This window comes from Adlercreutzia faecimuris (assembly GCF_022669055.1).
GTDB lineage: Bacteria > Actinomycetota > Coriobacteriia > Coriobacteriales > Eggerthellaceae > Enterorhabdus > Enterorhabdus faecimuris.
In genome coordinates, this window is sequence record NZ_JAJMLW010000002.1 from 440544 (window position 1) to 464425 (window position 23882).

Consider the following 23882-nt stretch of genomic DNA (forward strand, 5'->3'; position numbering starts at 1 on the left):
GTCTATCTCTCGTTCGATCGCGCATCGCTTGCGCGTTCGGCTTTGCCTTGGTGCTCTGCGGCGAGCCTTGCTTCCTGGCTGCGCTGCTCCAGGGTCGGGATCGCGGGCTCTTTTGTTTGCGCCTCGTACGCCTTGAGCTGGGCGTTGATGGCCTGCAGGAGCGTCATGCCCTCTTGCTCCTCCTCAGGGATGTCGATCAGGTCTATGCCCTTGAAGGTGAGCATCTTGCCCAGGTAGTTGCCCTCCACCGACATGAGGAAGTTCTCGCCCCTGGCTATGACTGAGCCGTCGTCGAGGTAGGGAAAGGCGTTTCCGCCCCAGGTAAGCCCTGCGTTTATCGGCAGGTAGTCGAGGTGCTTGCACTCGTCGACGGTGGCGATCCGCATCCCGGCGACATAGCGCACGAGCTCCGAGTGCTCCTTGGCTATCGCCTGAAGGCTGAGCGACTCGAAGGGCACCCAATCGGGGCCGTCTTGCTTGAGCGTCCACCACTCGTCGCCGCCGTCGACCTGTTGTATGAAGGCGAGGTCGCCGTAGATGACGCCTTGTCGGATCGCCCAGTTGCCTGCCTTGAGGAAGTCCGAGAGGTCGTCCATCGAGAAGCACCTGTCGAACTCGTAGGGGTACTCCTCAAGGTATGGGTCGTCCTGCCAAGCGAAGCCGCCTCGTTTGAGCCAGCCGTTCTTCTGGCATGCCTCCTCAAGGCTCTTCTGCTCTTCCGGGGTTGCCGGTGCCATGTTGTACATTTCCTCATCCTCTGCTTCTGTGTTTCCAGCCGTTCGATCTAAAGGGCGCGGCGGGGTCGCGTGGTTGTCTCGGCCCGTTTCCCTTATTCGTTGCGCTTCGGCTGGCGTCTGCTGCCCCGCCGCTTGGGTGCTTTATAGCCGACGCGCTCGTCGCGTGCGCTCCGCGCTGTGCCGCCTTGCGTCCCTAAGCGTCCCTAAGCACGTCCTCCATCAGATTCACATTCGTGCGCCTCGGCAGTCGCACGAGCCGGCATGTCTCCTTGAGCCTCTCCGTGATCGCGATGGCGCTCTCCTTCTCGCCGTTGCGGGACATCCGCCGCATGAGCTCGTCGGGCAGGTACTGCGATGTGACTATCGTCGGCCGCATCGCCTCGTAGCGCTCGTTGACGATCTGGAAGAGCGTCGTCATCACCCAGGAGTTGGCGTTCTCCTTGCCGATGTCGTCGATTATGAGGACGTCGCACGACGCGAACCTGGCTATGCCGTGCTTGGCGTCGCCGTCGAAGCTGGCCTTCACGGCGTCGAGCATCGACAGGGACGTGGTCATGATCGTCCTGTACCCGGACGCGCAGAAAGCCATCGCTATCGCCGATGCCGCGTAGGTCTTGCCGGCCCTTGAGGGGCCGCAGATGTAGAGGCCAACCCCCGGGCTGTCCGAGAAGCCGTCGAGGTAGGCCGACAGGCCGGCGTGGCAGACCGTCGCGTCGAGGAACCTCCTCTTCACGCCGCATCGGACGAATGCCTCGCGCAGCCTGGACTTCTCCTCCAGCTCCTCGCGCCGCCTCTGCTCCTCGCGCTCCCTGGCGGCGCCCTCGCAGCCGCACGGCTCGGCCCCTATCCAGTGGAACGCGCCCCGGAACCCCGTCATGCCGATCGGCTCCAGGGGGCTTCCGCACCACTCGCAGCTGACGGGATCGGGCTCCGGCACGTCCATCTTCCGCGCCTTCGCCTCGCTGTAAGTCAGCAGCTCCGAGCCCCTCCGCTTGATCTCGTCGCCCATCTTCGTCGCCTTTCTTTTAGAATCCTTTGTTTTCTTCTTTACTTATCAGGTGCCAGGTCTTCACCCCCGCAGGTGCCGGGGTGTCACCTCCCGGCCCTGGGTCGGCGCCCTTGATGTCAGGGGGTGACGTTTTGTCGCCCGTATGGCGCAGTGCGGCGCCGCCGAGCCGGTAGCAGCGGGTGGAGCAGCCGTCCGGCGCCCATGCCGGGCCCTCCTCGACGATCAGGCCGCCGTCCGCGAGCTCGCCCACGGCGCGTATGACGGAGCGCTCGGAGATGCCGAGGTACGCTGCGGTGCTCCTACGGCTCTCGTAGAAGCTGCCGCCGCCTGCGCAGAAGCCGTAGACGCGGGCGAAGACGAGCAGCTGCACGCCCTTGAGCCCGAGCTCCCTCCACATGAACGGCCGGACGATGAGGAACGCGTCGCCGTCGTCCCTCTCGCCGCTGCCGCTCACTTCCTGCGCCTCTCCGAGACGAGGCCGAAGTTGCGCCGCGTCCAGTCGAGCATCTCGTCGCGGAAGACGATCGACCCCCTCTTCATCCCGGCGAGCCTGCGCAGCGGGAAGGGGTCGTCTCCGCCCCTCGCGAGCTCCCAGATCCTGTTCACCTTCATCCCGAGCAGCGCGGCCGCCTCGTGGGGCGAGTAGATGTCCTGGATCGGCACCTGATGCTTCGTCTCTGTCTCTCTGGTCTCTGTCATATCTTCGAAAGTCCTGTCTGCTTGCGAGCAGGCCCGGCCGGATGGCGCCCTAGAGCCCCTTCCTCGATCGCTTCTCTATGAGCTGCTTGTATCCCTTCGGGGTGATGCGCACGAGGCGGTTGAGGTGCACTGCCTCGATCTTGCCCTCGCGGACCATCTTGTAGACCGTGGCGGTGCACACCTTCAGCTTCGAGGCGACGTACTTGACATCGAGCAGCTCCTCGATGCCCTCCTCCGGCACGTCGCCGTCCGGGCGCTTCGCTTCCATGTCCGGGAACGCCGCGTGACCGCGCTGGCTTCCGTTGTCCATTTCGCTTCCTCCTGCTCGATTCCTCTTGATTTCGGTTGAGCGCTTGTGAGCGCTGTTGGTTCGCAGATGGTTGCAGGGTCTTCCGGCGTCGGCAAATGGGAAGTCGCGGTTAGGCGTCCCTAAGCGTCCCTAAGCACGTCTTCCGCAAAATGCGCACAATCGGGGCTTGCGCCGTCGCTTGCGACCCTGCTCTGGTGAATAAAAAAGCCCCGACGTATAGTCGAGGCTATTTGCAGGCTTTGCGGAATCGCGTCAAGGCTTCGTCATCACCGTTCGCGGTTCCTTCGACCGAGTGCTCGCGAGGAGGTGGTGAGAGGGCAGTTCGATCTCCATCGTCACGCCCTCCTTCCTGCGCATCTACTCGTGGTCGGTCATCCTGCCCGCTGCACTCTCGATCGAATGCAGCGATGCGTACATCCTACGCCTGGAGCAAGGATAAAGATGTGCATCCATGGGACACCCCTCTTGAATGTGAAGGACTAGTATGCGATGTTGGCGATCTGTTACCGATTCCGCCCGGATATGACGGGTCGGGCGTGCACGGCTCCCAGGCGGCCGCCCGGGGCGCATCCCCCAGGGATGGCGGGAAGTGGGCGCCGTCGCGCTTTTCGGAAAAAACGCCAGGTCGGAGCTGCGGGGCCAATTTGACCCCGCAGCCGGGCCCCGGCCCCGCACCGGGAAAACACAATTTGTTCGATTGACTAGGTCGTCGGGAAAGCGCATCATAGGTAATTCAAATAACGAACATATGTTCCTATACAATGAGGAGGTGCTCCGTGCGCGAGCGCGTGATCATGCATATCGACATGAACGCTTTCTACGCATCCGTCGCGCAGCACCTCGACCCGCGCCTTCGCGGCAGGGCGGTGGCCGTCGCCGGCGACCCGGAGCGCCGGAACGGGATCATCCTCGCCAAGTCGCGAGAGGCCAAGGCTTGCGGCGTGAAGACGGCGGAGGCGATATGGCAGGCCAGGCAGAAGTGCCCGGGGCTCGTCGTCGTGCCGCCGGACTACGCCGCCTACAAGCGCTACTCGCGCCTCGCCCGCATGATCTACTACGAGTACACCGACCTCGTGGAGCCTTTCGGGCTCGACGAGTCCTGGATCGACCTGACGGGCTCCCTGCAGCTCTTCGGGGGCGACGCGATGCTCGTGGCGAATGAGATATCTGGTCGCGTGAAGGACGAGCTCGGGCTCACGGTCTCCGTCGGCGTGTCGTGGAACAAGGTGTTCGCCAAGCTCGGAAGCGACACCGACCCGGGTGACGGGATCGTCTCGATCACGCGCGAGAACTACCGCGATGTCGCCTGGCCCATGGCGGCATCCGAGATGATCTACGTCGGCCCCGCCACCGCCCGCAAGCTCCGCGCGGCGGGCTACGAGACCATAGGGGACCTGGCGCATGCGGGCGACTACTTCCTCGGCAGGCGCTTCGGCAAGATCGGATTCATGCTGCGCGACTTCGCCAACGGCATCGACGGGAGCCCGGTTCGGCAGATGGATCCCGCGAAGGCCGACGTCGACTATGTGGTGAAGGGCATCGGCAACGGGCTCACCGCCCCGCGCGACCTCGTGTGCGAGTCGGACGTGAAGGCGCTCGTGTGGCTTCTCTCCGAATCGGTCTCCCAGAGGATGCGCGAGTCGCGCCTCAGGTGCCGCACGGTATCCGTGGGCGTGAGGCGCGCGGGGGATCTGTCCGGGTACTCCAGGCAGACGACGCTGCGGATCCCGACGTGCCTGACCTCGGACGTCGCGAAGCTCGCGATGGGGCTCATCGAGGCGAACCAGCCGCTCGACGAGGAGCACGCCATCCGCGCCATCCACGTTCGCGCAACCAACCTCTCCTCGATGGACGACCCGCTGCAGTGCGACATCTTCGGCGACGCCGAGGAGGCGCTCAGGGCCGAGAGGCTCGACCTGGCCATCGACGAGCTCAGGTCCCGCTTCGGCAACCGCTGCGTGCACCGCGCGGTGGAGCTCACCGACGAGGTGATGGGAGGCCTCGACATCAAGCGGGACAACACCGTGCATCCGATCGGGTTTCTGAGGTAGGAAGGAGGTGACGGGCATGAAGGGAGCCGACGGCTGGCGCAAGCGCTACGTGTCCGTCACCGCCCGCATGGACGAGGACGGTCGCGTTCGGCCGCTCTCTATCCAGTGGTACGACGGCAAGACCTACGCCATCGACGACGTGCGCAGCGTCCGCCGGTCCTCGTCGCGCAAGGTCGGGGGCGACGGCATCTGCTACACGATACGCATCGGCGAGCGCATCACCCAGCTCTACTACGAGGACCCGCGCTGGTTCGTGGAGGAGATCGTGCCGGACGAGCTCGTCTCCTAGCGGCTCATATCGACGCGGCGCGGGGCCCCGCCCATCCATTTCTAATATGCGGCTCCAATCCGCTTGCCGGTGCAGCCCGCTTCCAAGCGCCTCCTTGCTTGGCGGCATGGCCCCTCGCACGCCTCTATCCAGATAACGCTCGCACTGAACCCGCGTCACGCCTCAAGGCGCTCATCTCCTCGCGAAACCCGTACAAGCGACGATGCGCCCATCCATGACGTGGTGCAGGTTTCGCGAAGACATGCGCTCTGATCCTTGCGGCGCGCGCAGAACCAGCGCAGGCCATCTGGTCACGAGGCGGTGAGCGAGGGGCTCGCCGCATTAGACCAAGGAGGCAAGACCATGGGAAACAGGGCGGTCATCACGACACCGGACAAGGAGCTGGCGCTATACCTTCATTGGAACGGCGGGCGCGACACGGTAGAGCCGCTGCTTCGGTACTGCGAGCTGCAGGGGTACCGTCCCCCGAGCTCCGACAACTACGGCTGGGCGCGGATCGCGCAGGTGATGTGCAACTTCTTCGGCGGCTCGACGAGCGTGGGCATCGACCGCTTCAAGAACCTCGGCGACCAGGGAGACAACGGCGTCTACATCATCGACGGCTGGAAGATCGTCGGCCGCAGGGAGGTCTCCTACGACGAGGGCTGGAACGTGAACGGATGGCACGACATCCCGGAGTCCCGCGAGCAGCGCGAATACGACTTCGACGAGATGCTGCGAAGCTTCGACGAGGCCATGCCCGAGGCCCTGCGCCTGGGCGATCTCCTCGATGCCGTCGAGGTTCCCACATCCGAAGTCGAGATCGGCGACGTCGTCTTCATGCGCGAATACGAGTCCGGCTGGAAGACGTACCCTGTCGTCGGCATCGGCGAGGGCAATCGCAACAGGCCGGAGCTTGCAGGCGTGCCCTACGTCGAGCGTTACGACCACGACGGCGACTACTCTTGGAACGCGAACAACTACATCCGCGAGGACACGGCCTTCGTCGTCGCCCGAGAGTAGGCCGTCGGGGATCGGCGCCGCCGGGCCATGCTGGGGCGGCGGCGCGCATCCCGGTTGCGATTCGGCTACCGTTCCCGCAGGCACGCGGGCTGGCTGCTACGATGTTGCAATGTGCGGAAGATGCGTCATATTCACATTCGACGAGGTTCTCGAAATCGTGCGGCAGATCGAGGTCGGCGTGCCGCTCAACTTGGAGCCAGACTGGCCTGCGCGAAAGCCGCAGGCGTACCCGAAGTCGCTCGCGCCCCTCATCGTGCCATCGTTCGACACGGCGCAGCCCGCCCCGAACCTGGGCCCGGGGAGCCTTGCCGCCCGCGATCTGTCCTGGGGCTTCGAGGAGTCGTGGAGGCCCGGGGTAGTCTTCAACACGCGCATCGAAAGCGCCATGAAGCCCACCTGGCGCGACTCAATGGAGCACCGTCGCTGCGTCATACCGGTGCCCGCGTTCTTCGAATCCAGCCAGAGCGAGACATTCCCTTCGCCCAAGACCGGCAAGCCAATCAAGCGCCAGTACGAGTTCCGCGTGCCCGGGCAGGTCATCATCCTCATCGGCTGCACGTGGAGGGGCGATGCCTTTTCAATGGTCACCACCGAGGCGAACGCCGACATGGCACCCATCCACCACCGCATGCCTCTCATCGTGAGGCAGGAGGAGCTGCCGCTCTGGCTCGGCCCGGACTACATGGAGCTGGCGGACCGATCGTCGATCCGCCTCGAAGCCCGGCCGACGTAGCTCATCGGGGAGTTTCCAGAGAGAAACACCTGTTCAGGCGCACGGGGTCAATTTGACCCCGTTAATCTGGGAGCCCGAAAGAGCGCATGCTTCGGCGGTCCTTGCGCTTGCCGGAAGCGTCCTCGCAGGCTTTAGATCATGTGGGAGAATATAAGGGATGCAAGAGGAGATTCCGTCTCGATATCCGGTCGGGACCGTTTAGGAGCGCAGTTGCCCGACATCAGATGCAGAGAGTTCTCTGACTTCCTTTCGACCAAGAGGGACCACTACCCGTATTCCGATAGGTATATTGCCGAAGTCCACGATTCGCCGGATAAGACGGGCCGGACAGAGCGCGAGCACATGGTCGTGTGGTTCCGCGCGAACGAGACCAAAGGCTCGGGATCCTATTCAAGGGAGACCCCCAACAGGAGCGCCCGCCGTTGCTACAACAGCCTCATGAACGCGGCATCGCTGCTCTGGATCGCCGAGGCGGTTGGGGTCGACGAGCTGACCGTTCGTAGAGCCTTCGAGGCGGCTGTCGCCGCCGGCGATTATCGGCGCGCATGCGGGGCTATCCGCAAGATAATCACCTGGGACATGATTTATGCCCTTACGTAGCGGGAGTAGATGTCGCCCCGAACGCCGCAATATGCTTCGTCGCATTGCCGAAGGAGGAACACTGTGGGAGTAGTTTCTTTCGATCTCAGCGCGCCACTAGACAAGGCGGGTATGAGCATTGAGGAATTGGCGGACAAGATAGACCTGGGCGATGACAAGCTTGAGCGCGTCAGAAACCAAAAGCTCTCGGCAGTCAGGTTGTCCACATTGGCTGCCATCTGCGACGCTCTCTCTTGCGAGCCAGGAGACGTGCTGAAATACTCGAAATAGCCGCGCGTGGAAGCAAGGAGCTTGTCTCTCTAAGGCAGAGCGTTCCTCGCTCATGGCACGTAATCACTTTTGTGAAGATTGTAATCAGCTTATCTTGTTTCCGCAGTTAGATGGCATTTTCCAGACTGCGATATTTACTCCTTTTCATATTCCCGGGGAGTAAATTTCCTCCATTTTGCCGGTATACAGGGGTGCCTGTAATCAGGCGCTAGCATTCGCGCGGCATCGCCGCACGTCAGCTGCCATTTCCTGGCAAGCCGTCATTTATTCCCCGCGCGCAAAGAATAAATATCCGAAAAGGCAAACCGAGTTCTGGTAACAGAACATCTCGGACAGTCTTGGTCTCCTTGGAATCCATGTCGCCAGGTAGCACGCATAGGACGCGCTATTGGCTTTGTCCCCATGGAGTGGGAGTAGGTCAGCGCCATTAATTGAGCTCCGATAGCTTTCATAATATAAAGCTATCGGAGGCTTTTGCTTCTACCAAGTGGCCGGGGGTGTTCCCCGGCCACTTTTATTTTTGAGTTACAACCCAAAAGCGGCCAGCCGCTAGTGAGACCTCTCAAACCTAATAGCTGCGAAAAAGATCCATCAAAACCTCGGTAGGCCTGTTTCTTCCTAGATGGGCGGATGCCGTCGTCGCGCAGATGCTGCCCGACGGGGCCGTCAAAGGCGGCAGCGCCCTGAAGCTCAGATTCGGCGATGCGGGCACCCGTTTCAGCGAGGACCTCGATACCGCACGAGCCTCTGACATCGGCGAGTACATAGGTGCGCTGAACACCGCGCTTGAGGAAGGGTGGCAAGGCTTTATCGGAACCGCCGTCAGAAGAGAGCCAGCCACGCCAACCGGAATGGCCTCCTCGCATCGTCGCTTACCCCGATTGGGAGATAGGCTATGCAGCCGCCGCAGAGGGGTTGGACGTGCTTGATTTAGAGCAGGCTGTCGTCTGGGAAAATGACTTGATTGATAGCATAAATGGAATTGGATGAACAGGAGGCTTCGTGTCATTCTCAGAGGTATGCATCTATCAGGTGAAGCCTGATAAGGTCGAGGAATTCGAAACCATCATGAACGAGGCGAAGCCGTTCTTGGAAGAGAGGACAGGGCTCTTGCAGCTGCGTCTTATGAGGCGCGGCTACAAGATCGACATGGAGCAAATCCGGGAAGGCCTGCCTCCAGTTGAGCTTACTCGCATCGTGAAATGCGTGAAGTACGTCCTCTTCTGGGAGTTCGCGTCCAAGGAAGACTACGGAAAGGCCCAGAAAGACCTCTACGAGACCTTCTGGAAGCCCATCGACAAATGCCTCATCCAACCACATGATAAATACCTGGGCGAAGCAATCTTCTAGTCGGCCTGTTATTGCCAGTGGCTTGCACGTGATGACGCTTCTTGATCTCTGTGTAGTTCAAGCAACTTAAGTCCGCTGATGCAATTTGTCCCAATGAACCGAGGAGGGCAAGACTATGGATGCAGCGAATTGCAGGCAAACAAGCTTGCTCGCTTTTTGCGCGCTATGTCTTGCCTTCTGCGTTTACGGAGTCATCTCCTCGTCATTCATGCCAAGCCATATCGAAGGCATTATCTTGCCGCTCGATTCTATGGTTGGCATACCTCAGCCGGCGCATCGCCGAGCGCACCGAGGCCACGGCCGCGCTCGAGGAGCCTCCTGCGGTCGTCCCCGACGACGGGATCGACCAGTTCTCCCGCGCCTACAAGCTGTCGGAGAACGAGACCCGGGTGCTCCGACTCACGGTGAGGGGCAGAACGCGCCAGCGCATCGCCGAGACGCTCTACGTGTCAGCGGGCACCGTGAACACCTACCTCCACCGCATCTACCAGAAGGCCGGCGTCCACTCGCGTCAAGAGCTCCTCGACAAGATCGAGGAGTTCCCCGGCATGGGCACCGAGGAACGCTAGGCGAAGGGACCCTGGCCGATGGTGATTCTCATAACGGGCGCGAGCCACACGGGCAAGACGCTGCTGGCGCAGCGGCTGATGGAGCGCTACCGCTACCCGGTGCTCTCCCTCGACCTGCTGAAGATGGGGCTCATCCGCAGCGGGCAGACCGAGCTGACCCCCGAGGATGACGAGCTGCTCGTCCCCTACCTGTGGGGAATCGCCCGGGAGATGGTGAAGACGGCCATCGAGAACGGCCAGAACCTCATCGTCGAGGGCCGCTACATCCCCTTCGACTGGCAGGAGAACTTCGAGCCCGCATACCTGGACGAGAGTCGGTGATGGTCTGCTGCAGCTTGCCGGCGGGGATGCCCAGGGCGGTCTCCAGCTCGGCGATGCTGCCCGCGCTCACCACCTGGTCCTCGAAGCCCGCGGGGATGCCGTGGTGCTCCTCGGTGATGGCCTTGTTCTGGGCCGCGTCCCACACCATGTAGGTGTTGCGCGGGCGCTTGGGGCTGATCCAGCCGCCGTTGCTGGGCACGTGGCCGTGGCGGTTGTAGACGTCCTCGCGCAGGTAGCGCTCGCCGCCGTTGCCCACAACGATGACGCTGCCGGAGAGGTTGCGCAGGTCGTTGAAGGTTTTGGCGTGCTGGCCCAGCTCAACCACGAAGGAGATGCCGCCCGGGGCGAAGCAGTTGCCCTCGAAGGCCTCCATGTGCCACAGGTCGGCGCCCACGCCCATGGCCATCTTGATGCCGTCGCCCGTGTTGAACGTGGTGCCGGCGGGCGCGCTCTTGGTGAGGCCGAGGAAGTCCTCGACCATCTGCGGGTTGTTCTCGAAGCCGCCGCAGGTCAGCACCACGCCGTTCAGGGCGCGCACGTTGACCGGCTTGCCCTCGCGCTCGATGGTGGCGCCGATGACGGTCTTGCTGACCGGGTCCTGATGCAGGCTCAGGGCCGGCGAACCGTACCACACGTCGATGTTGTCGGACATGCTGAGCACCTTGTCGCGGTACACCTTCCACAGGGCGGAGTTGCACACGTTGTCGCTGACGGTCAGCACGTGCAGCTCGTCGCCGCCCTCCAGCTCGGGGTACTCGGGAGCGAACATGCCGATGAGGGGCTGCTTGGAGGAGTCGTACTTCCAGTCGAGGAAGTTCTCCTCCGACACGCCGAAGAAGTCGCGCAGCAAGTCGCGCGTCTGCGTGAGGCCCTCGGCGTAGACGTCGTAGAGCTCCTCGTCCACGTCGAAGTCGGCGGCCATGGCCTTGTTGCAGGCCAGCATGGCGTCCTTGTTCTCCGATCACAGGATGATCTGGCCGCAGAAGCGGGTGTTGCCGCCCTCCATGCCGTTGGGGGCCTTGTCGACCAGCAGCACCTTCGCGCCGGCGTCGGCCGCGTAGCAGGCAGCCACGGCACCCGCGGCGCCGAAGCCGATGACGATGACGTCGTACTCGCCGTCCCAGGCGATGGTGTCGGCGAACGTGTAGGCGCCATCCTTGGCACCCGTGCCCGCCAGCGCGGCGCCCCTCTGCTTCGGAGCGCACCCAGCCAGGGCGCCCATGCCGGCCAGAGCCGCCACGCCCGCGGTTCCCGTCAGAAATTGACGGCGTGAGACAGTGCCCATGTTTCCTCCTTGCTTTCGTGTGATAGAAGATATAAGCGGCCGGCCTCGTCTGGGGCCGTGCCATCGCGTCAGAGCTTCCCCCTCCGACGCCACGCATCCTACCAAGCGCGAGGGCGTCAGCGTGAGAGGTAACCGGGGGTTAATGGGGTGAAGAATTCGCTAACCCAGGTGTTGCACTGTCACTAACCCAGGGGGGTTATAAAGTTGTTCCTGTCCACCCACTGCGTTCTGTGGTTCTATGAGCGCACACGAAGGAGGTGAATGAACATGGGTCGCTCGAATTCCGCCGCGCAGGCGCTGGAGACGAGGTTCGTCCAGCAGTTTGCCGCAGAGGGGTCCGTGAGCCTTTTCGTCGGGCTCGCCTGCAACCTCGCCTTCGCCGGCCAGGTATTCTTCTGACCTGCCATGTGGCATACCTCCGTGTTCACCATCTCCTACACCGATGCCAGCTACGTCGGCCAGCTCATCGGCGCCCTGGCGCTGATCGTCTACTTCAGGCAGACCGGCCGCACCGCGCCGGATCGCGCGACCCTGTGGGCCAGCGCCCTGACGGTGCAGCTCACGCTCGTCGCGTACTTCATCTTCTTCCAGTACAGAGTGGACGTGCCCGACCTCGTCCACTGGCTCTTCGGCGCGCTGTTCGGTGCCTACCTGCCCATCACGCTCGTCGCGTGGATCGGGCTCTTCATCGGGGCCAAGCCCTCGCACGTCATGTGGGACATCATGCTCTCGGCCATGTTCGCCGCGTTCGTCATCTGGCTCTTCTCCGGACTCGACGAGCTGAAGATCTGCGTCTGCATGGGCATCCTCATCGTGGCCGCCACGGCCATCCTCACCCAAAAGCTCCACGCGTAGCAGGCCCCGGCCCTCGACGCCGGGCAGGCGGAGACGCGGTGGGAGTACTCCTACTCGGCGCCCGCGACGTTCCTCTTCAGCGTGGCGTTCGTCATAGCGGTCTCGTTCGCCGGCGTCGACGGCGAGCGCGCCGCGTTCTCGACGGGGGCCTTCTTCGCGCCGATGCTCGTCGTGTGCGTGCTCCTGCTGTTCGTCAACCAGGTGGGCTTTCCCCTCTCGAGCGTGGCTGTGCCGGCAATCGTCACAGCCACCATCGCGGCATCGTCGATGCACTTCGACCCGGCACTCTCGTTCGACATCGCGGCCTTGGGCATGTTCCTGTTCCTCGCCTTCGCCGTGGTGCTGCTCTGCTCGAGCGACTTCGGCGAGAGGCAGCGGCAGATACGCGAGTTCCTCTTCCTGATGGTCGCCTTCGCGAGCGGCTGCCTCGTCGGGCGCGTCATCGTCGCGGCCTGCGTCGCCTGGGCCGGCGGCTTCGCCTCTGAGGCGCTCGTCCTCGTCTCGATCGTCGCGGCGTTCACCGCCATGATCATCCTCATCCGCAAGGGCGTCACCCAGCAGAAGGCCCAGCAGCTTTTCAAAGCCGAGGAGGCCGAGACGGCGGCCCACGACAAGGAGGCCTCCTATCAGGTCAAGATAGACGACGTCGTCGAGCGCCACGGCATCGGCAACCGCGAGAGAGAAGTGCTCGAGCTTCTCCTGGAAGGCAATTCGGCGAGCGAGGTAGCGCGAAGGCTTGTGATAGTGAACGGCACGGCGAAGTCCCATATCCGCCATGTCTACAAGAAGCTCGGCATCCACAACCGAGACGAGCTCTTCGCGATCTTCTCCCTCGACGATCCCCTACGACACCGAGACTAACCCCGAGGACAGGGCTGGGCGTCCGACGCGTGCTTCCCCCACGCGAAGGCGTCATGCGGCCCGAGACCTCGATTCCAAAGAAAGGGGGCGCCCCTACGCCCCCGCCACCGAGCGCCGCCGCAGGCGATGCCTGCCCGACGGCGCCCCGAGAAAAGAAACCAAGGAGGTACAGGAATGAACGAGGAAACCAAGGTGAAGGCCACCGAGGAGGCGGCGGCTGGCGCCGACGCCAAGGCCGCTGGCGCCGCCCCGAAGAGGAAGGGGAAGCGCTGGCCGGTCGTGGTCGGCGTGGTCGCGGTCATCCTGGTGGCGGCCGGCTCCGGCTTCTGGGTGTGGCATGAGCAGCCGAGCTTCTGCAACGCCATCTGCCATACGTCGATGGATCCCTATAACGAGACCTACGACCAGGCCGACGGCGTGACCGGCGTCGACAAGTGGGGCAACGAGGTGTCCAACACCCACGCCATGCTCGCCGTCTCGCACAAGACCGCCGTCGCCGACGGCGGCGCGGACGCCACCTGCATGTCCTGCCACGTCCCGCAGCTGAGCGAGCAGGTGTCCGAGGGCATCGCCTGGCTCACCGGCGACTACTACGCCGAGCTCGACGAGCGCTCGCTCGACGACCTGACGGAGGCCCGCGCCATCCCCAACGATGAGTTCTGCATGAACGAGGCCTGCCACGTCAACGAGGACGGCACGGTCATGACCCGCGACGACCTGATCGCCCTGACCGCCGACTACGAGCGCAACCCGCACGTGGCCGAGCATCAGGAGTACGACTGCGGCACCTGCCACAAGGCGCACCGCGCCTCCGTGGTCGAGTGCTCGCGCTGCCACACCGACACCGAGATCCCCGAGGGCTGGCTGTCGGTCGACCAGGCCAAGAAGCTGGACATGCCCGCGTAAGCATACGCTGACGAGAGCAAGCGGGGCCCCGCGCCAAAGCGCGGGGCCCCGCTGCGTGTTGGGGGGAGTGACGAGCGGGCTTGTTGGGTGCCGCGCAGAACTCGTTCCCAAATTGGCCAAAATCGTCGGTTTGACGACGAGGCGCCAGGAGCGCGTGAGCGAGGGCGCGGCAAAAGCCCAGGTCGCAGAGGACGATTGGGCGGATGAGGGGCGAAAAGGGAGCGAGCGAGAGCTCCCTAGGCGGGGAATCCGTCGTCAAACCGGCTTTTTTGGCCAATTTAGCCGCGGATCTCGCACGGCGCCGTACCGCAGGCCGGCGCTGTCACCCGGGGGCCGCGTTATCACGAGGATCGTCACGGCCGCGCGGGCGCAGCGGGGCTCGGCCGGTTGCGCAGCGCTCGGCGTCTCAGGCGCTGACGCGGGCGTGGTATCCTTGGGGCCGAGCAAGCACAACCCAAGGAGGGCCCGTGACCGCCGCTACCACCACCATCTTCTCCCTCGTCGAGCACCCCGAGGCCACCGAGCGGGCGGCGGCGTGGTTCTCGGATAAGTGGGGCCTGCCCGCCGAGGCCTACCGCGAGAGCATCGAGGCGTCGCGCGCGGACGCGCCCGTGCCCCAGTGGTACCTCGTCTGCGAGGGCGACGACCCGGCCGGGGCGCCCATCGCCGGGTGCGGCATCATCGACAACGACTTCCACGACCGCCCCGACCTGGCGCCGAACCTCTGCGCCCTCTACGTGGAGGAATCGCACCGCGGTCGCGGCTTGGCCCGCGCGCTGCTCGACCACGCCCGCGCCGAGGCATCACGCCATGGCCTGGACCGCCTCTACCTGGTGACCGACCACGACCGCTTCTACGAGCGCTGCGGCTGGGAGTACCTGGGCGACGCCCACGAGGATGACGGCACGCCCATCCGCCTCTACGGCGCCGACACGCTGCCGCCCTCAGCCCCGACCGAGCGGTAGGCGCCGTTGCGCTCCACGGCCAGCTGGGCCTGGGCCAGCACGAAGGACACGAGCGCCAGGTCGGCCTGGTCGAGGTCGGCCTGAGAGCAGTCGACGGCCACCACGCCCAGGGTGCGACCGCGCATGCCGAAGGGCAGGAACTTCTCGGCCCCGTCGCGGTAGCCCAGCTCACCGCGACCCGTGGGACAGTGTTGCTGGTAGCACTCCAGGGCGGCCTCGCCGCGCTCGGGCCCGGGCTCGCCGAGGACGATCTCCACCGGCCGCCCCAGGGACGCCGCGAGGAACTCCTGGGCCGCCTGGCACGCCCCCTCGGCGGTGTCGCTGTCCACCAGCTCGGCCCCCAGGCGGTTGACCCGGCGCAGGGCAGCGGCCGTCCGCTCGGCCGCGGACACCTGGCGGCGCATGCGGTGGGTGACCACGCCCATGATGAGCGCCACCACCAGGAAGATGACCAGGGCCACCACGTCGGTGTAGCTCAGCACCTTCAGCTGGTAGAGCGGCTCGGTGAACAGGTAGTCGTAGGACACCAGGTAGCCCAGCCCCAGCACCGCGCCCCACAGGCCGGAGTCCGACTCCAGGCTGGCGATGAGGATGCCCAGGACGAACAAGGGGAACACCACAAGGGGGCTGACGGCCATGAGGGAGAACCCCCACACCGCCGCCATGCCCGCGCCGTAGAGCAACGCGACGATGGCGATGTTGCGGACCAGAAGCCGTCCCCGGCACCGCCAGGCCGCCGACCGCACGGCCCTCGCCTGCGCGCTATCGCCCATGGCGAACACCTCCTAGGAGAAACGACAGCAGGGCACCGGCCCCCATGAACAGGGGAATGATCTCCAGACGCCCCAGCAGCATGCCCACCGACCCGATGATAAGCGCCGCAGCCCCCGAATCCGGGCCGAGGAACCCCGTCCCCACCCCCGTGTTGCCCAGGCAGGACGCGAAGTCGAACGCCGCCTCCTGCAGGGTGGCACCGCAGAGGATGAACAGGAACGTCCCCACCGCGAACACGAGAAAGTAGAGGGCCACGAAGGCCCGGGCCTCGGCCACGTCGTCGGCAGTGAGCACCGTGCGCTTGCCGAACCGGTTGATCTTGACGCTGGTGATGTGGCGCTTGCTCCCGTAGCGGCTGCGGAGCGTCTGGGCCAGCCCCAAGGAGGCCACGGCGACGCGGTAGATCTTGATGCCGCCCGAGGTGGAGCGCGCCTCGGCCCCGCTGAACATCAGGAGCATGAACAGGAACAGCAGCGCGGGCCCCATGGCGGCGAAGGAGGGCACGGTCTGGAACCCCGTGGAGGTGAGCACCGACACCACCTGGAACAGCCCGTCGCGCAGGGCGTCGCCGGCCCCGTCGCTGATGCCCCGGGCCCAGAACAGCCCGCCCACCACCAGGGTGCCCACGGCGATGATGCCGAAGTACAGCGGCGTCTCGATGTGGGTGGCGAACGCCTTGAACTTGCCCCTCATCAGCAAGAACAGCAGGAGGAAGTTCATGCCGCCGGCTATCATGAGGACGACGGTGACAAGCTCGATGGCCGGACTCTGCCAGAAGGCGAGGCTCTCGGGATGGGTGGCGAACCCGGCCGTGGACACCGCGCACATGGAGATGTTGACGGCATCGAAGGGCGTCATGCCCGCGATGACGTAGGCCACGGCCCCGACGGCGATGATGCCGGTGTAGATGAGGAGGATGAGCCGGGCGGTCTTCGCCGAGCTGGGCAGGAGCCGGTCGGTGTGCCCCTCGGCGTTGTAGACCCCCAGGCCGCCCGTCCCCGTGACCACGCAGGTGAGGATGAGCACGAGCCCGACGCCGCCGAGGTAGCAGGTGAGGCTGCGGTGGAACAGGAAGACGGCCGGGCACGTCGCCACGTCCACCACGCTCAGGCCGGTGGTGGTGAGCCCGCTCGTGGCCTCGAACACGGCCTGAACGGGGGTGAGCAGGCCGGCAACCACGAAGGGCGCGGCGTAGACGACCACCGCGATCACCCAGATCAGCAGCGTGCAGACGGCCGCCTGGCGCCGGGAGAGCGGCACGGCGCGGGCCGGCCAGGCGCTAGCGAAGCGCAGGAGGTAGCCCAGGGCCATGGCGGCCAGGCTCGGGAAGATGAAGCAGGGAGCCAGGGGCACCTCGTCAGGATGGAGCCACAGCACGGCCAGGGGCGCGAAGCCGGCCAGGCCGATGAACAGCGAGGCGGTGCCGACGTAGCGGGCCACCGGCGAGAGCGCGCGCGACCCGCCGCCCCCGGGAAGCCCGAGGGGCAGGGACGCAGGCAGGTCAGAGGGGCCGCGGGACACCATGGGCGTCATCCCCGATCCTTCCCGAGGAGGTGCCATGAGCCGAGCAGCGGCCTCGCCTCGCCAAGCCCGTCGCGGGCCGCGCCGTCGCCGGCGGGGCCGGGGGCGCCGTTGGCGGGCACCTCGGCCAGGGCGTCGCGGATGCCCTGGGCCAGGGCGGCGGTGCCGCTGATGGCGGCCGTCACGCCCAGCTGGCGGAACACACGCACGTTCTCGGGGTTCGCCACGATGCACAGCTGGCGGCGGATGCCCAGGAACTGCCTGGTCACCTGGCAGATGGCCAGGTTGTCGGCATCGCAGCCGGTGAGGGCCACCACCACGTCGAAGCCCTCCACGCCGGCGTCCTCCAGGACGGAGCGGCTGGTGCCGTCACCCCAGATCACCTCGTTGTCGTGACGGCTGGAGAGGTACTCGCAGAAGCCGCGGTCGCTGTTGATGGCCACTATCTCGTCGGCCACGTCGGCCAGGGCGCCCATGAGGTAGTCGGCGCGGGAGCGCCCGCCGACGATGACCGCCCTCATCGCTCCCCCTCCGCCCGCGGCAGGCCCGTGATCTGGAAGAACTCCTCCTCGCAGATGCGGTGGGGACAGATGGGGTCGATGCCCCGCTGCTCCAGGATCTCCACCAGGGAGTCGTCGTCGACGACGGGCAGCACCTGGCGCACGCCAAGCACCTCGCTGGCCAACTCGGCCACCAGGAGGTTGACGGTGTCGCGGCCCGTCGCCACCACCAGGTGGGTGGCGCGCTCGGCGCCGCACTCCCGCAGGACCGACGCGCTGCTTCCGTCGCCGGTGACCGTCTCGCCGTCGAAGTCGTCGCCCAGGCGGTCGAAGGCGTCCTCGCGCATGTCCACGACGATGACGTCGCTGCCGCTGGCGGACAGCGACCGGGCCACCGCCGCCCCGAAGGCGCTGCAGCCCACCACTATGACTCGTGCTCTCCTTGCCATGACCTGCGTCTCCTTCAGCGCAATCTCACTGAGAACAGACTAGCGGCTCAAAGGCCCCGCCACGGCAAAGGATACGCGACTGTTTCCTAGGCGCCCGCCCGGCGCAGGGCAGGCTCGGCGAACACGGCGGCCCCGCGCTCGCGGGCCACCACCTGGCGGGCGGCCTGCAGGTGCAGCTGCACGGCGGCCTCGTCGCTGTGGCAGGTCTCCAGGAGCGCGTCGTAGACGAGGGGCGCCAGCCCCTCCACCAGCTCGCGGCCCTCGGCCGTGAGGGCCAGGGCCTTGGTGCGGCGGTTGTCGGCGTTGCGCTGCTTCAAGACGAGGCCCCGCTCCTCGAGCGCCTTGAGGGGCGCGGTCACGTCGCTGCTCCTCAGGAACAGGTAGGACGCCACCTGGGACGCGGTAGCCCCGGGCCCCAGGATGCGCAGGGCGGCCAGCACGCGGAACTGCGGCGTCTTCAGGCCGTAGCCGGCGAGCTTCGCGGCGGTGAGGGTGCGTGAGATCATCACCGCGTCGAAGAAGGCGGTGTCCAGCCGGTGGCTCCCGTTCTCGATGCGCGAGGCGTGGTGGAGCGCCGCGGCGTTCGCGGAGCTGTCGAGGGCCACCCTCAACTGCTCGGGGGTGAGGTTGCGCCAGTAGCTGCGCAGGAACGCGCCCACATGGCGGTCGGCCCGGCCTATCTCCTCCACGCCGGCCGGGGTGAGCGCCAACGACACGACGCGCATGTCGTCGGGATCCTCGACGCGCGCCACCAGGCGGCCCTCCACCAGCCGGGGCATGGCGGCCGACACGGTGCTCGCGCAGACGCGCAGGTTGTCGGCCAGGTCGGTCGTGCGCAGCGTGCCGCCCTCCGCGCCCAGAAGGCGCAGCAGCATGCGGTACTGGAGCGTCGTGAGCGCGCAGTGCTCGGCGAGCACCTGGCTGATGGAGCGGAACAGCAGGTTCATCACGGTCAGGTAGTCCGACTCCCCCTCGAACGCGTCGAGGTGCCCCGGGTCCGATCGGTCCTCCAGCCGGCGGCGGTGCGGGTCATGGCCCATAGCGCCCATCGCTCCTCCCCTCGCGGTCAGACGGCACAGTTAGTTCAATCACAATATTATCAATTAGACACATTGTCAACGAAGGATGCTTTACGGCCCCCAAGTCGCGGCTATGCTGGGGAATGACGGTCCTCGGCGTCTGACGAGCCCGGGGAGCGCGGCAAGCCTACGGAGAGGAGTTGCACATGTCAGAGGAGTCGTTCGTCTACACGGCCTGCCCCGGATGGGGCGACCACGACTACTGCGCGCTCAAGACCATCGTGAAGGACGGGAAGATCGAGCGCATGGAACGCATCGTCTACTCGGCCCCCGAGGAACCCGACGGCCACATCTGCCAGAAGGGGTGCCTGGCCGGGCGCCAGCCCTACGACCCCAAGCGCCTGAAGGCTCCGCTCAAGCGCGTGGGCGAGCGCGGCAGCGGCATCTTCGAGGAGATCAGCTGGGACCAGGCCCTCGACGAGATCGGCGAGAAGCTCTGCAAGATCCGCGACGAGCACGGGCCGTCCTCGGTGGTGCTATGGAACCTGGGCGCCGGCGTCCCCGCGCAGTACAGCTTCGAGAACCTCATGCCGTTCCGCTTCGCCAACACCTTCGGCGTCACCGTGCCGCTAGGATCCATCGGCCTCGACAACGGCCCCTTCTACGCCGAGTTCTACAACGCCGGCAGCGAGTTCCCCCGCACCGTCATCGACCCGCGCATCATGGTGGGCACCGACCTCATCTACGTGTGGGGCTGCAATCCCATCGAGAACCAGATGCGCTGCGCCCAGAACCTCGTGCGCGCCCGCGAGGCCGGCGCCCGCATCGTCGACCTGGGCCTCATCTTCGACGGCACGGCCGGCTTCGCCGACGAGTTCGTGGCCATGAAGCCTGCCTCCGACGGCTACCTGGCCATGGCCATGGTGAACTACATCCTCGAGAACGACCTGCAGGACGACGCCTACCTGCTGGCCCGCACCATCGCCGCCTACCTGGTCGACGACGAGACCGGCCAGCTGATCCGCGGTGAGGACGGCGGATCGTTCTACGTGTGGGACGCCGCCGCGGGCGCCCCGGCCCCGGTGGCGGCCAAGCGCGGGGCCTACCCCGAGGGCGCCGACATCCCGCTGCTGGGCACCTACGAGGTCGGCGGGCGGCGCTGCTCCACCGCGCTCCAGAAGCTCAAGGACGGCGCGGCGGAATACACCTTCGAGCTGGCCGCCGAGAAGTGCGGCATCAGCGCCGAGGACGCCGAGCGCCTGGCCCGCGACTGGGTAGAGGCCGAGAACGCCTTCATCCTCTCCGGCTACGGCCTGCGCTACCGTAACTCCAACGAGACCTACCGTCAGTTCCTGCTGCTGGGCGCCCTCACCGGTCGCCTCGGCAAGCCGGGCTCCGGCGTGTTCGAGGCGCTCCAGCTCCAGAGCTGGCCGCTCGTGTTCAACGACCTGCCCATCAGCTGCCCTGACGGCGTGGCCAGCGTGAAGTCGGTGCCCGTGCGCATGGCCGAGTGGTTCGCCCGGGCGGAGGCCGACGACAGCCCCTACAAGGCGCTCATCGTCTGCTCCGGCAACCCGGTGCACCAGCAGCCCGACCGCCAGCGCTGGCTCGACGTGGTCCGCGACATGGAGCTGGTGGTGGACTACGACGTGTGGCTCACCGACACCGGCGAGATCGCCGACTACGTGCTGCCCGACCTCATGTCCTTCGAGCGCGAGGACCTCATCACCGGCGCCTGCTACAACCACATCATCCTCCAGGAGCCGGCCATCGAGCCGCAGGTGGACGGCCATGAGCCGGTGTGGGTGTTCAGCGAGCTGGCCAAGCGGGTGGGCCTGGGCGACTACTTCACCCTGGGCATCCCCGAGTACATCGACATCCGCCTGCAAACCCAGTACCCGCTTGTGGCGGGCATCCAGCCTCCCGTGACCTATGAGCGCCTGAAGCAGGAGAAGATGATCCGCGCCGCCGCGCCGCCCGAGCCCAAGTACACCCCCTACCTCAACCCCGAGGAGGTCATGGACAACGAGACCGGCCGCATGGAGGTCATCTACGCCGAGAAGCTGGCTGACCTGGGCATGGCGGTGACCCGGGTGCTCGAGCCCAACAAGATCGGCAAGTCGGCCACCTACCCCTACCAGCTGTTCACGGGCCGTCAGCGCTTCTTCATGCAGTCCAGCTTCACCGACGACCCCATCACGGTGAAGCTCTCCGGCGGCACGCCCGCCACCCGCCTGAACCCGGCCCAGGCCGCGCGTCTGGGACTCGCCGACGGCGACACCGTGGAGGTGTTCAACGACCGCGGCCACGTCATCACGCGCCTGGTGCTCGACGAGAGCGTTCCCGACGGCACCGTGCACGTGTGGTTCGGCTGGCGCCGCCGCCAGTTCGAGGAGGGCACCTACGCCGAGATCACCCACCAGTGCGCCGGCCAGGACTCCCAGGGCCCGCTCGAGGACAAGTGGTTCGCCGACTGGCTGGCCGCCGGCCACCATCCCAACCCCTACGTGGAGTCGATGAGCTCGCTCACGGGCTCGACCGACTGCTACTGGGACTCGTGGTGCGACATCCGCAAGTTCGAGGGCGAGCTCACCCCCAACCCGCAACAGACCATCGTGAAGGAGGCTTAAGCCATGGCGTACAAGATGCTGGTCGACATCGACCGCTGCGTGGGATGCTGGACCTGCGCGATGGGCTGCAAGGTGGGCAACCACCTGGACGACGACGTGTACCGCGTGGAGGTGGAGACCCACGGCTCGGGCCAGGGCATCGACCGCCCCGCCGGCGTGTACCCCGACCTGCACATGTGGTGGCAGCCGGTCTACCTGCCCAGCTGCACCTTCTGCGCGCCGCGCGTGGCCGAGGGCCTGCCCCCGTTCTGCGCCATGGACTGCCCCACCCAGGCGCTCGCCTTCGGCGACGCCGATGACGGGCAGTCCGCCTACGCCCAGGCCCGGGCGCGCGTGGAGGCGCGGGGCGCCCGCATCTGGGAGCTCGACTCCGCCGGCGCCGAGACCCGCGCCAGCGTGGAGTACGCGACGGCCCGCTAGGCCACGCGGCGCCCATCACCTGATCGGGGGAGCGGCCGGGGCATCTCGCCTCCGGCCGCTCCCCTTCTTCTTTCCCGGCGCTAACCGGCAGGCCCAGGCGGCCCTACGCCTTGGCAACAGGAGCGAGCCGGGAATCAGCCGGGGCGCGGGGCGGGGCCATGCTGGGACGTAGCTGCAACCCCGCCGCCTCGCGCGCCCACTCCCGCCCTCGTTCGGGCCCGGGCCGAGAGGGGCCTGACCGAGAGAGGGGCCACCATGTGCACCGGCATCCGCTTCACCGACCCTGAGGGCAACCTGTACTTCGGACGCAACCTCGACTGGACCGTCGGCTACGGCCAGGAGGTGCTCGTCACCCAGCGCGGCTTCACCCACCCCGACTTCATGGAGGGCAAGGTGCCCACCCGCTACGCCGTCATCGGCATGGCCATCGCCCCCGAGGGCTGCCCGCTGTACCTGGACGTCATGAACGAGGAGGGCCTGGCCGTGGCCGGCCTCAACTTCCCCGGCTACGCCCAGTACGCCGACGCGCCGGAGGACGGCAAGGTCAACATGCCCGCCTATGCGTTCCCCTTCTACCTGGCCAGCCAGTGCAAGACCGTGGACGAGGCCGAGGAGGCGCTCAAGGACATCGTCATCCTCAACCAGGCCCCGAGCGACCAGTACGAGGTGGCCCTGCTCCACTGGTTCATCGCCGACAAGAACCGCTCCATCGTAGTTGAGTACCAGGCCGACGGGATGCATGTCTACCACGACGAGCTGGACGTGCTGGCCAACCAGCCCACCTTCGCCTACCACCGCGAGAACGTCCGCAGCTACCTGGCCTGCACGCCGGACTTCCCCGCCGACGCCCACTGGCGCGAGGCGACGCTTTCCCCCTACGGGTCCGGCGCCGGCATGCGCGGCATCCCCGGCGACTACTACTCGCCGTCCCGCTTCGTCCGCGCGGCCTACCTCAACGCCAACTACCCGGCCCAGGAGGGCGAGGAGGCCAACGTCAGCCGCCTGTTCCACACCCTCGGCGGCGTGGCCATGGCCCTCGGCGCGGCCAAGGTGTCCGACGGCGACTACGAGTACACCCTCTACACCAGCTGCTACTCCGGCCGCACCCGCACCTACTACTACAACACCTACGAGAACCCGGCCATCCGCGCCTACCCCCTCGACTCCGTCCCGCTGGACGGCGGCGTGGTGGTGAAGGTGCCTGCTACCCTGTAGCGCCCCCCCCCGCGTCCCAACGACGCGGGGCCCTCGTGCTGCGCTATGGCTACAACTCGACGCGACCGAACCTGGCGAGGATCTCGGTGGCGGCGGTGCAGGCGTCGCAGTCGCACCACTTGGCGCCCTCGGCCTTGCGCTGCTGCTGCGTCGCGAGCATCTGGGCGGCCGCCTCCTCACCGAACAGCTCCTTCGCGAGGCCCTCGGCGAAGGCGATGACGCCGTCGATGGTGGTGGGACGCCCCTCCAGGATGTCGAGGAGCCGCTCGGTGGCCGCGTCGGCGGCGGCCTCTCCCCCGGCCTCGACGGCATCCCTCCACGCCAGCGCGGCGTCCTTGGTCACCTGCGTGCTCGCGCCCGACGTCGAGAGAACCTCGACACGCTCGGCGATGTAGTCGATCAGTTCCTTATCCATGGCATGCCTCCTCGAACGAACTCATGGGGTACGATGAGATCATAGGGCAACGTCGCGCCGCCCGCAATTCCGCGCAGCAGGCGAGCGCCAGCCCGCGCCCGGGCGCCCGACGACCGCGGCAGGCAAA

The 23882-nt window shown here is 66.1% G+C and carries 31 protein-coding genes; 18 read left to right on the forward strand and 13 right to left on the reverse strand.

Annotated features, from left to right (window positions below):
- Positions 1-2: 2 nt before the first annotated feature.
- The 5 genes from LPT13_RS07050 to LPT13_RS07070 form a co-directional block, all read right to left on the reverse strand.
- On the reverse strand, positions 3-746 hold the full coding sequence (locus tag LPT13_RS07050; protein WP_242164994.1) for a hypothetical protein: 744 nt from the start codon (positions 744-746) through the stop codon (positions 3-5).
- Between the two features lie 184 nt (positions 747-930).
- Positions 931-1746 carry an ATP-binding protein gene (locus tag LPT13_RS07055; protein ID WP_242164996.1) on the reverse strand — a complete coding sequence of 272 codons (816 nt, stop codon included), beginning with the start codon at positions 1744-1746 and terminating at the stop codon, positions 931-933.
- A 16-nt stretch (positions 1747-1762) separates the two neighbouring features.
- Positions 1763-2200 (reverse strand): helix-turn-helix domain-containing protein, encoded by a 438-nt coding sequence (locus LPT13_RS07060; RefSeq protein WP_242164998.1) that lies wholly within the window; start codon positions 2198-2200, stop codon positions 1763-1765.
- Positions 2197-2445, reverse strand: coding sequence for a helix-turn-helix domain-containing protein (locus LPT13_RS07065; RefSeq protein WP_242165000.1), 249 nt, complete (start codon positions 2443-2445; stop codon positions 2197-2199). The genes LPT13_RS07060 and LPT13_RS07065 overlap by 4 nt, the downstream gene beginning before the upstream one ends.
- Positions 2446-2494: 49 nt before the next feature.
- Positions 2495-2755 carry a helix-turn-helix domain-containing protein gene (locus LPT13_RS07070; protein ID WP_242165002.1) on the reverse strand — a complete coding sequence of 87 codons (261 nt, stop codon included), beginning with the start codon at positions 2753-2755 and terminating at the stop codon, positions 2495-2497.
- Between the two features lie 776 nt (positions 2756-3531).
- Here LPT13_RS07070 and LPT13_RS07075 point away from each other — a divergent pair.
- The 10 genes from LPT13_RS07075 (at position 3532) to LPT13_RS07115 (ending at position 9940) form a co-directional block, all read left to right on the forward strand.
- Positions 3532-4806 (forward strand): Y-family DNA polymerase, encoded by a 1275-nt coding sequence (locus LPT13_RS07075; RefSeq protein WP_242165004.1) that lies wholly within the window; start codon positions 3532-3534, stop codon positions 4804-4806.
- 16 nt (positions 4807-4822) lie between these two features.
- Positions 4823-5095: a hypothetical protein gene (locus LPT13_RS07080; protein WP_242165006.1), complete on the forward strand. Its 273-nt coding sequence runs from the start codon at positions 4823-4825 to the stop codon at positions 5093-5095.
- Positions 5096-5437: 342 nt separating this feature from the next.
- Entirely contained in the window at positions 5438-6097 is a 660-nt protein-coding gene (locus LPT13_RS07085; RefSeq protein WP_242165008.1) for a hypothetical protein, read from the forward strand.
- Between the two features lie 109 nt (positions 6098-6206).
- A complete protein-coding gene (locus LPT13_RS07090) occupies positions 6207-6830 on the forward strand; it encodes an SOS response-associated peptidase family protein (protein ID WP_277926948.1) in 624 nt (207 codons plus the stop codon).
- A 210-nt stretch (positions 6831-7040) separates the two neighbouring features.
- Complete coding sequence (locus LPT13_RS07095; RefSeq protein WP_242165011.1) at positions 7041-7430, forward strand: hypothetical protein; 390 nt, start codon at positions 7041-7043, stop codon at positions 7428-7430.
- Between the two features lie 63 nt (positions 7431-7493).
- Positions 7494-7700: a helix-turn-helix domain-containing protein gene (locus LPT13_RS07100; protein WP_242165013.1), complete on the forward strand. Its 207-nt coding sequence runs from the start codon at positions 7494-7496 to the stop codon at positions 7698-7700.
- 647 nt (positions 7701-8347) lie between these two features.
- Complete coding sequence (locus LPT13_RS11920) at positions 8348-8629, forward strand: nucleotidyl transferase AbiEii/AbiGii toxin family protein (protein ID WP_430622566.1); 282 nt, start codon at positions 8348-8350, stop codon at positions 8627-8629.
- A 73-nt stretch (positions 8630-8702) separates the two neighbouring features.
- Entirely contained in the window at positions 8703-9050 is a 348-nt protein-coding gene (locus tag LPT13_RS07105) for a hypothetical protein (RefSeq protein ID WP_242165015.1), read from the forward strand.
- Positions 9051-9304: 254 nt separating this feature from the next.
- A complete protein-coding gene (locus tag LPT13_RS07110) occupies positions 9305-9619 on the forward strand; it encodes a response regulator transcription factor (protein ID WP_242165017.1) in 315 nt (104 codons plus the stop codon).
- A gap of 18 nt (positions 9620-9637) precedes the next feature.
- Complete coding sequence (locus LPT13_RS07115; RefSeq protein ID WP_242165020.1) at positions 9638-9940, forward strand: AAA family ATPase; 303 nt, start codon at positions 9638-9640, stop codon at positions 9938-9940.
- On the opposite strand, the gene LPT13_RS07120 is transcribed toward LPT13_RS07115, so the two are convergent.
- Together LPT13_RS07120 and LPT13_RS07125 are read right to left on the reverse strand one after the other, a co-directional pair.
- Positions 9864-10883 carry an FAD-binding protein gene (locus LPT13_RS07120; RefSeq protein WP_242165022.1) on the reverse strand — a complete coding sequence of 340 codons (1020 nt, stop codon included), beginning with the start codon at positions 10881-10883 and terminating at the stop codon, positions 9864-9866. The genes LPT13_RS07115 and LPT13_RS07120 overlap by 77 nt on opposite strands.
- A gap of 18 nt (positions 10884-10901) precedes the next feature.
- The gene (locus tag LPT13_RS07125) at positions 10902-11225 is read right to left on the reverse strand and encodes an FAD-binding protein (protein WP_242165024.1); all 324 of its coding nucleotides are present in this window, start codon (positions 11223-11225) and stop codon (positions 10902-10904) included.
- Positions 11226-11486: 261 nt separating this feature from the next.
- On the opposite strand from LPT13_RS07125, the gene LPT13_RS07130 reads away from it, so the two are divergent.
- The 5 genes from LPT13_RS07130 to LPT13_RS07150 all read left to right on the forward strand — a co-directional run bounded on the left by LPT13_RS07130 (position 11487) and on the right by LPT13_RS07150 (position 14812).
- A complete protein-coding gene (locus LPT13_RS07130; RefSeq protein ID WP_242165026.1) occupies positions 11487-11624 on the forward strand; it encodes a hypothetical protein in 138 nt (45 codons plus the stop codon).
- Positions 11625-11630: 6 nt separating this feature from the next.
- The gene (locus tag LPT13_RS07135) at positions 11631-12080 is read left to right on the forward strand and encodes a hypothetical protein (RefSeq protein WP_242165028.1); all 450 of its coding nucleotides are present in this window, start codon (positions 11631-11633) and stop codon (positions 12078-12080) included.
- A gap of 81 nt (positions 12081-12161) precedes the next feature.
- Positions 12162-12941, forward strand: coding sequence for a LuxR C-terminal-related transcriptional regulator (locus LPT13_RS11850; RefSeq protein WP_242165030.1), 780 nt, complete (start codon positions 12162-12164; stop codon positions 12939-12941).
- A 174-nt stretch (positions 12942-13115) separates the two neighbouring features.
- Positions 13116-13847: a cytochrome c-type protein Cgr1 gene (cgr1, locus tag LPT13_RS07145; RefSeq protein WP_242165033.1), complete on the forward strand. Its 732-nt coding sequence runs from the start codon at positions 13116-13118 to the stop codon at positions 13845-13847.
- 467 nt (positions 13848-14314) lie between these two features.
- On the forward strand, positions 14315-14812 hold the full coding sequence (locus tag LPT13_RS07150; RefSeq protein ID WP_242165035.1) for a GNAT family N-acetyltransferase: 498 nt from the start codon (positions 14315-14317) through the stop codon (positions 14810-14812).
- Here LPT13_RS07150 and LPT13_RS07155 read toward each other — a convergent pair.
- From LPT13_RS07155 to LPT13_RS07175, 5 genes are all read right to left on the reverse strand, one after another.
- Positions 14767-15585: a DUF4118 domain-containing protein gene (locus LPT13_RS07155; protein ID WP_242165037.1), complete on the reverse strand. Its 819-nt coding sequence runs from the start codon at positions 15583-15585 to the stop codon at positions 14767-14769. The two genes, LPT13_RS07150 and LPT13_RS07155, sit on opposite strands and share 46 nt — an antisense overlap.
- Positions 15575-17119, reverse strand: coding sequence for a TrkH family potassium uptake protein (locus LPT13_RS07160; RefSeq protein ID WP_242165039.1), 1545 nt, complete (start codon positions 17117-17119; stop codon positions 15575-15577). Before LPT13_RS07160 ends, LPT13_RS07155 begins: the two co-directional genes overlap by 11 nt.
- Positions 17116-17628, reverse strand: a complete 513-nt coding sequence (locus tag LPT13_RS07165) for a potassium channel family protein (protein ID WP_242165041.1) — start codon at positions 17626-17628, stop codon at positions 17116-17118. Before LPT13_RS07165 ends, LPT13_RS07160 begins: the two co-directional genes overlap by 4 nt.
- A complete protein-coding gene (locus tag LPT13_RS07170; protein ID WP_242165043.1) occupies positions 17625-18056 on the reverse strand; it encodes a potassium channel family protein in 432 nt (143 codons plus the stop codon). Before LPT13_RS07170 ends, LPT13_RS07165 begins: the two co-directional genes overlap by 4 nt.
- Positions 18057-18142: 86 nt before the next feature.
- Positions 18143-19105: a MarR family winged helix-turn-helix transcriptional regulator gene (locus LPT13_RS07175; protein ID WP_242165045.1), complete on the reverse strand. Its 963-nt coding sequence runs from the start codon at positions 19103-19105 to the stop codon at positions 18143-18145.
- A 176-nt stretch (positions 19106-19281) separates the two neighbouring features.
- Here LPT13_RS07175 and LPT13_RS07180 point away from each other — a divergent pair, with 176 nt between their 5' ends.
- The 3 genes from LPT13_RS07180 to bsh all read left to right on the forward strand — a co-directional run bounded on the left by LPT13_RS07180 (position 19282) and on the right by bsh (position 23340).
- The gene (locus LPT13_RS07180; RefSeq protein ID WP_242165047.1) at positions 19282-21705 is read left to right on the forward strand and encodes a molybdopterin-containing oxidoreductase family protein; all 2424 of its coding nucleotides are present in this window, start codon (positions 19282-19284) and stop codon (positions 21703-21705) included.
- Between the two features lie 3 nt (positions 21706-21708).
- On the forward strand, positions 21709-22125 hold the full coding sequence (locus tag LPT13_RS07185) for a 4Fe-4S dicluster domain-containing protein (protein ID WP_242165049.1): 417 nt from the start codon (positions 21709-21711) through the stop codon (positions 22123-22125).
- Between the two features lie 255 nt (positions 22126-22380).
- Positions 22381-23340, forward strand: coding sequence for a choloylglycine hydrolase (bsh, locus tag LPT13_RS07190; RefSeq protein WP_242165051.1), 960 nt, complete (start codon positions 22381-22383; stop codon positions 23338-23340).
- Between the two features lie 49 nt (positions 23341-23389).
- On the opposite strand, the gene LPT13_RS07195 is transcribed toward bsh, so the two are convergent.
- The gene (locus tag LPT13_RS07195) at positions 23390-23755 is read right to left on the reverse strand and encodes a 3-hydroxyisobutyrate dehydrogenase (protein ID WP_242165053.1); all 366 of its coding nucleotides are present in this window, start codon (positions 23753-23755) and stop codon (positions 23390-23392) included.
- Positions 23756-23882: the final 127 nt, after the last annotated feature.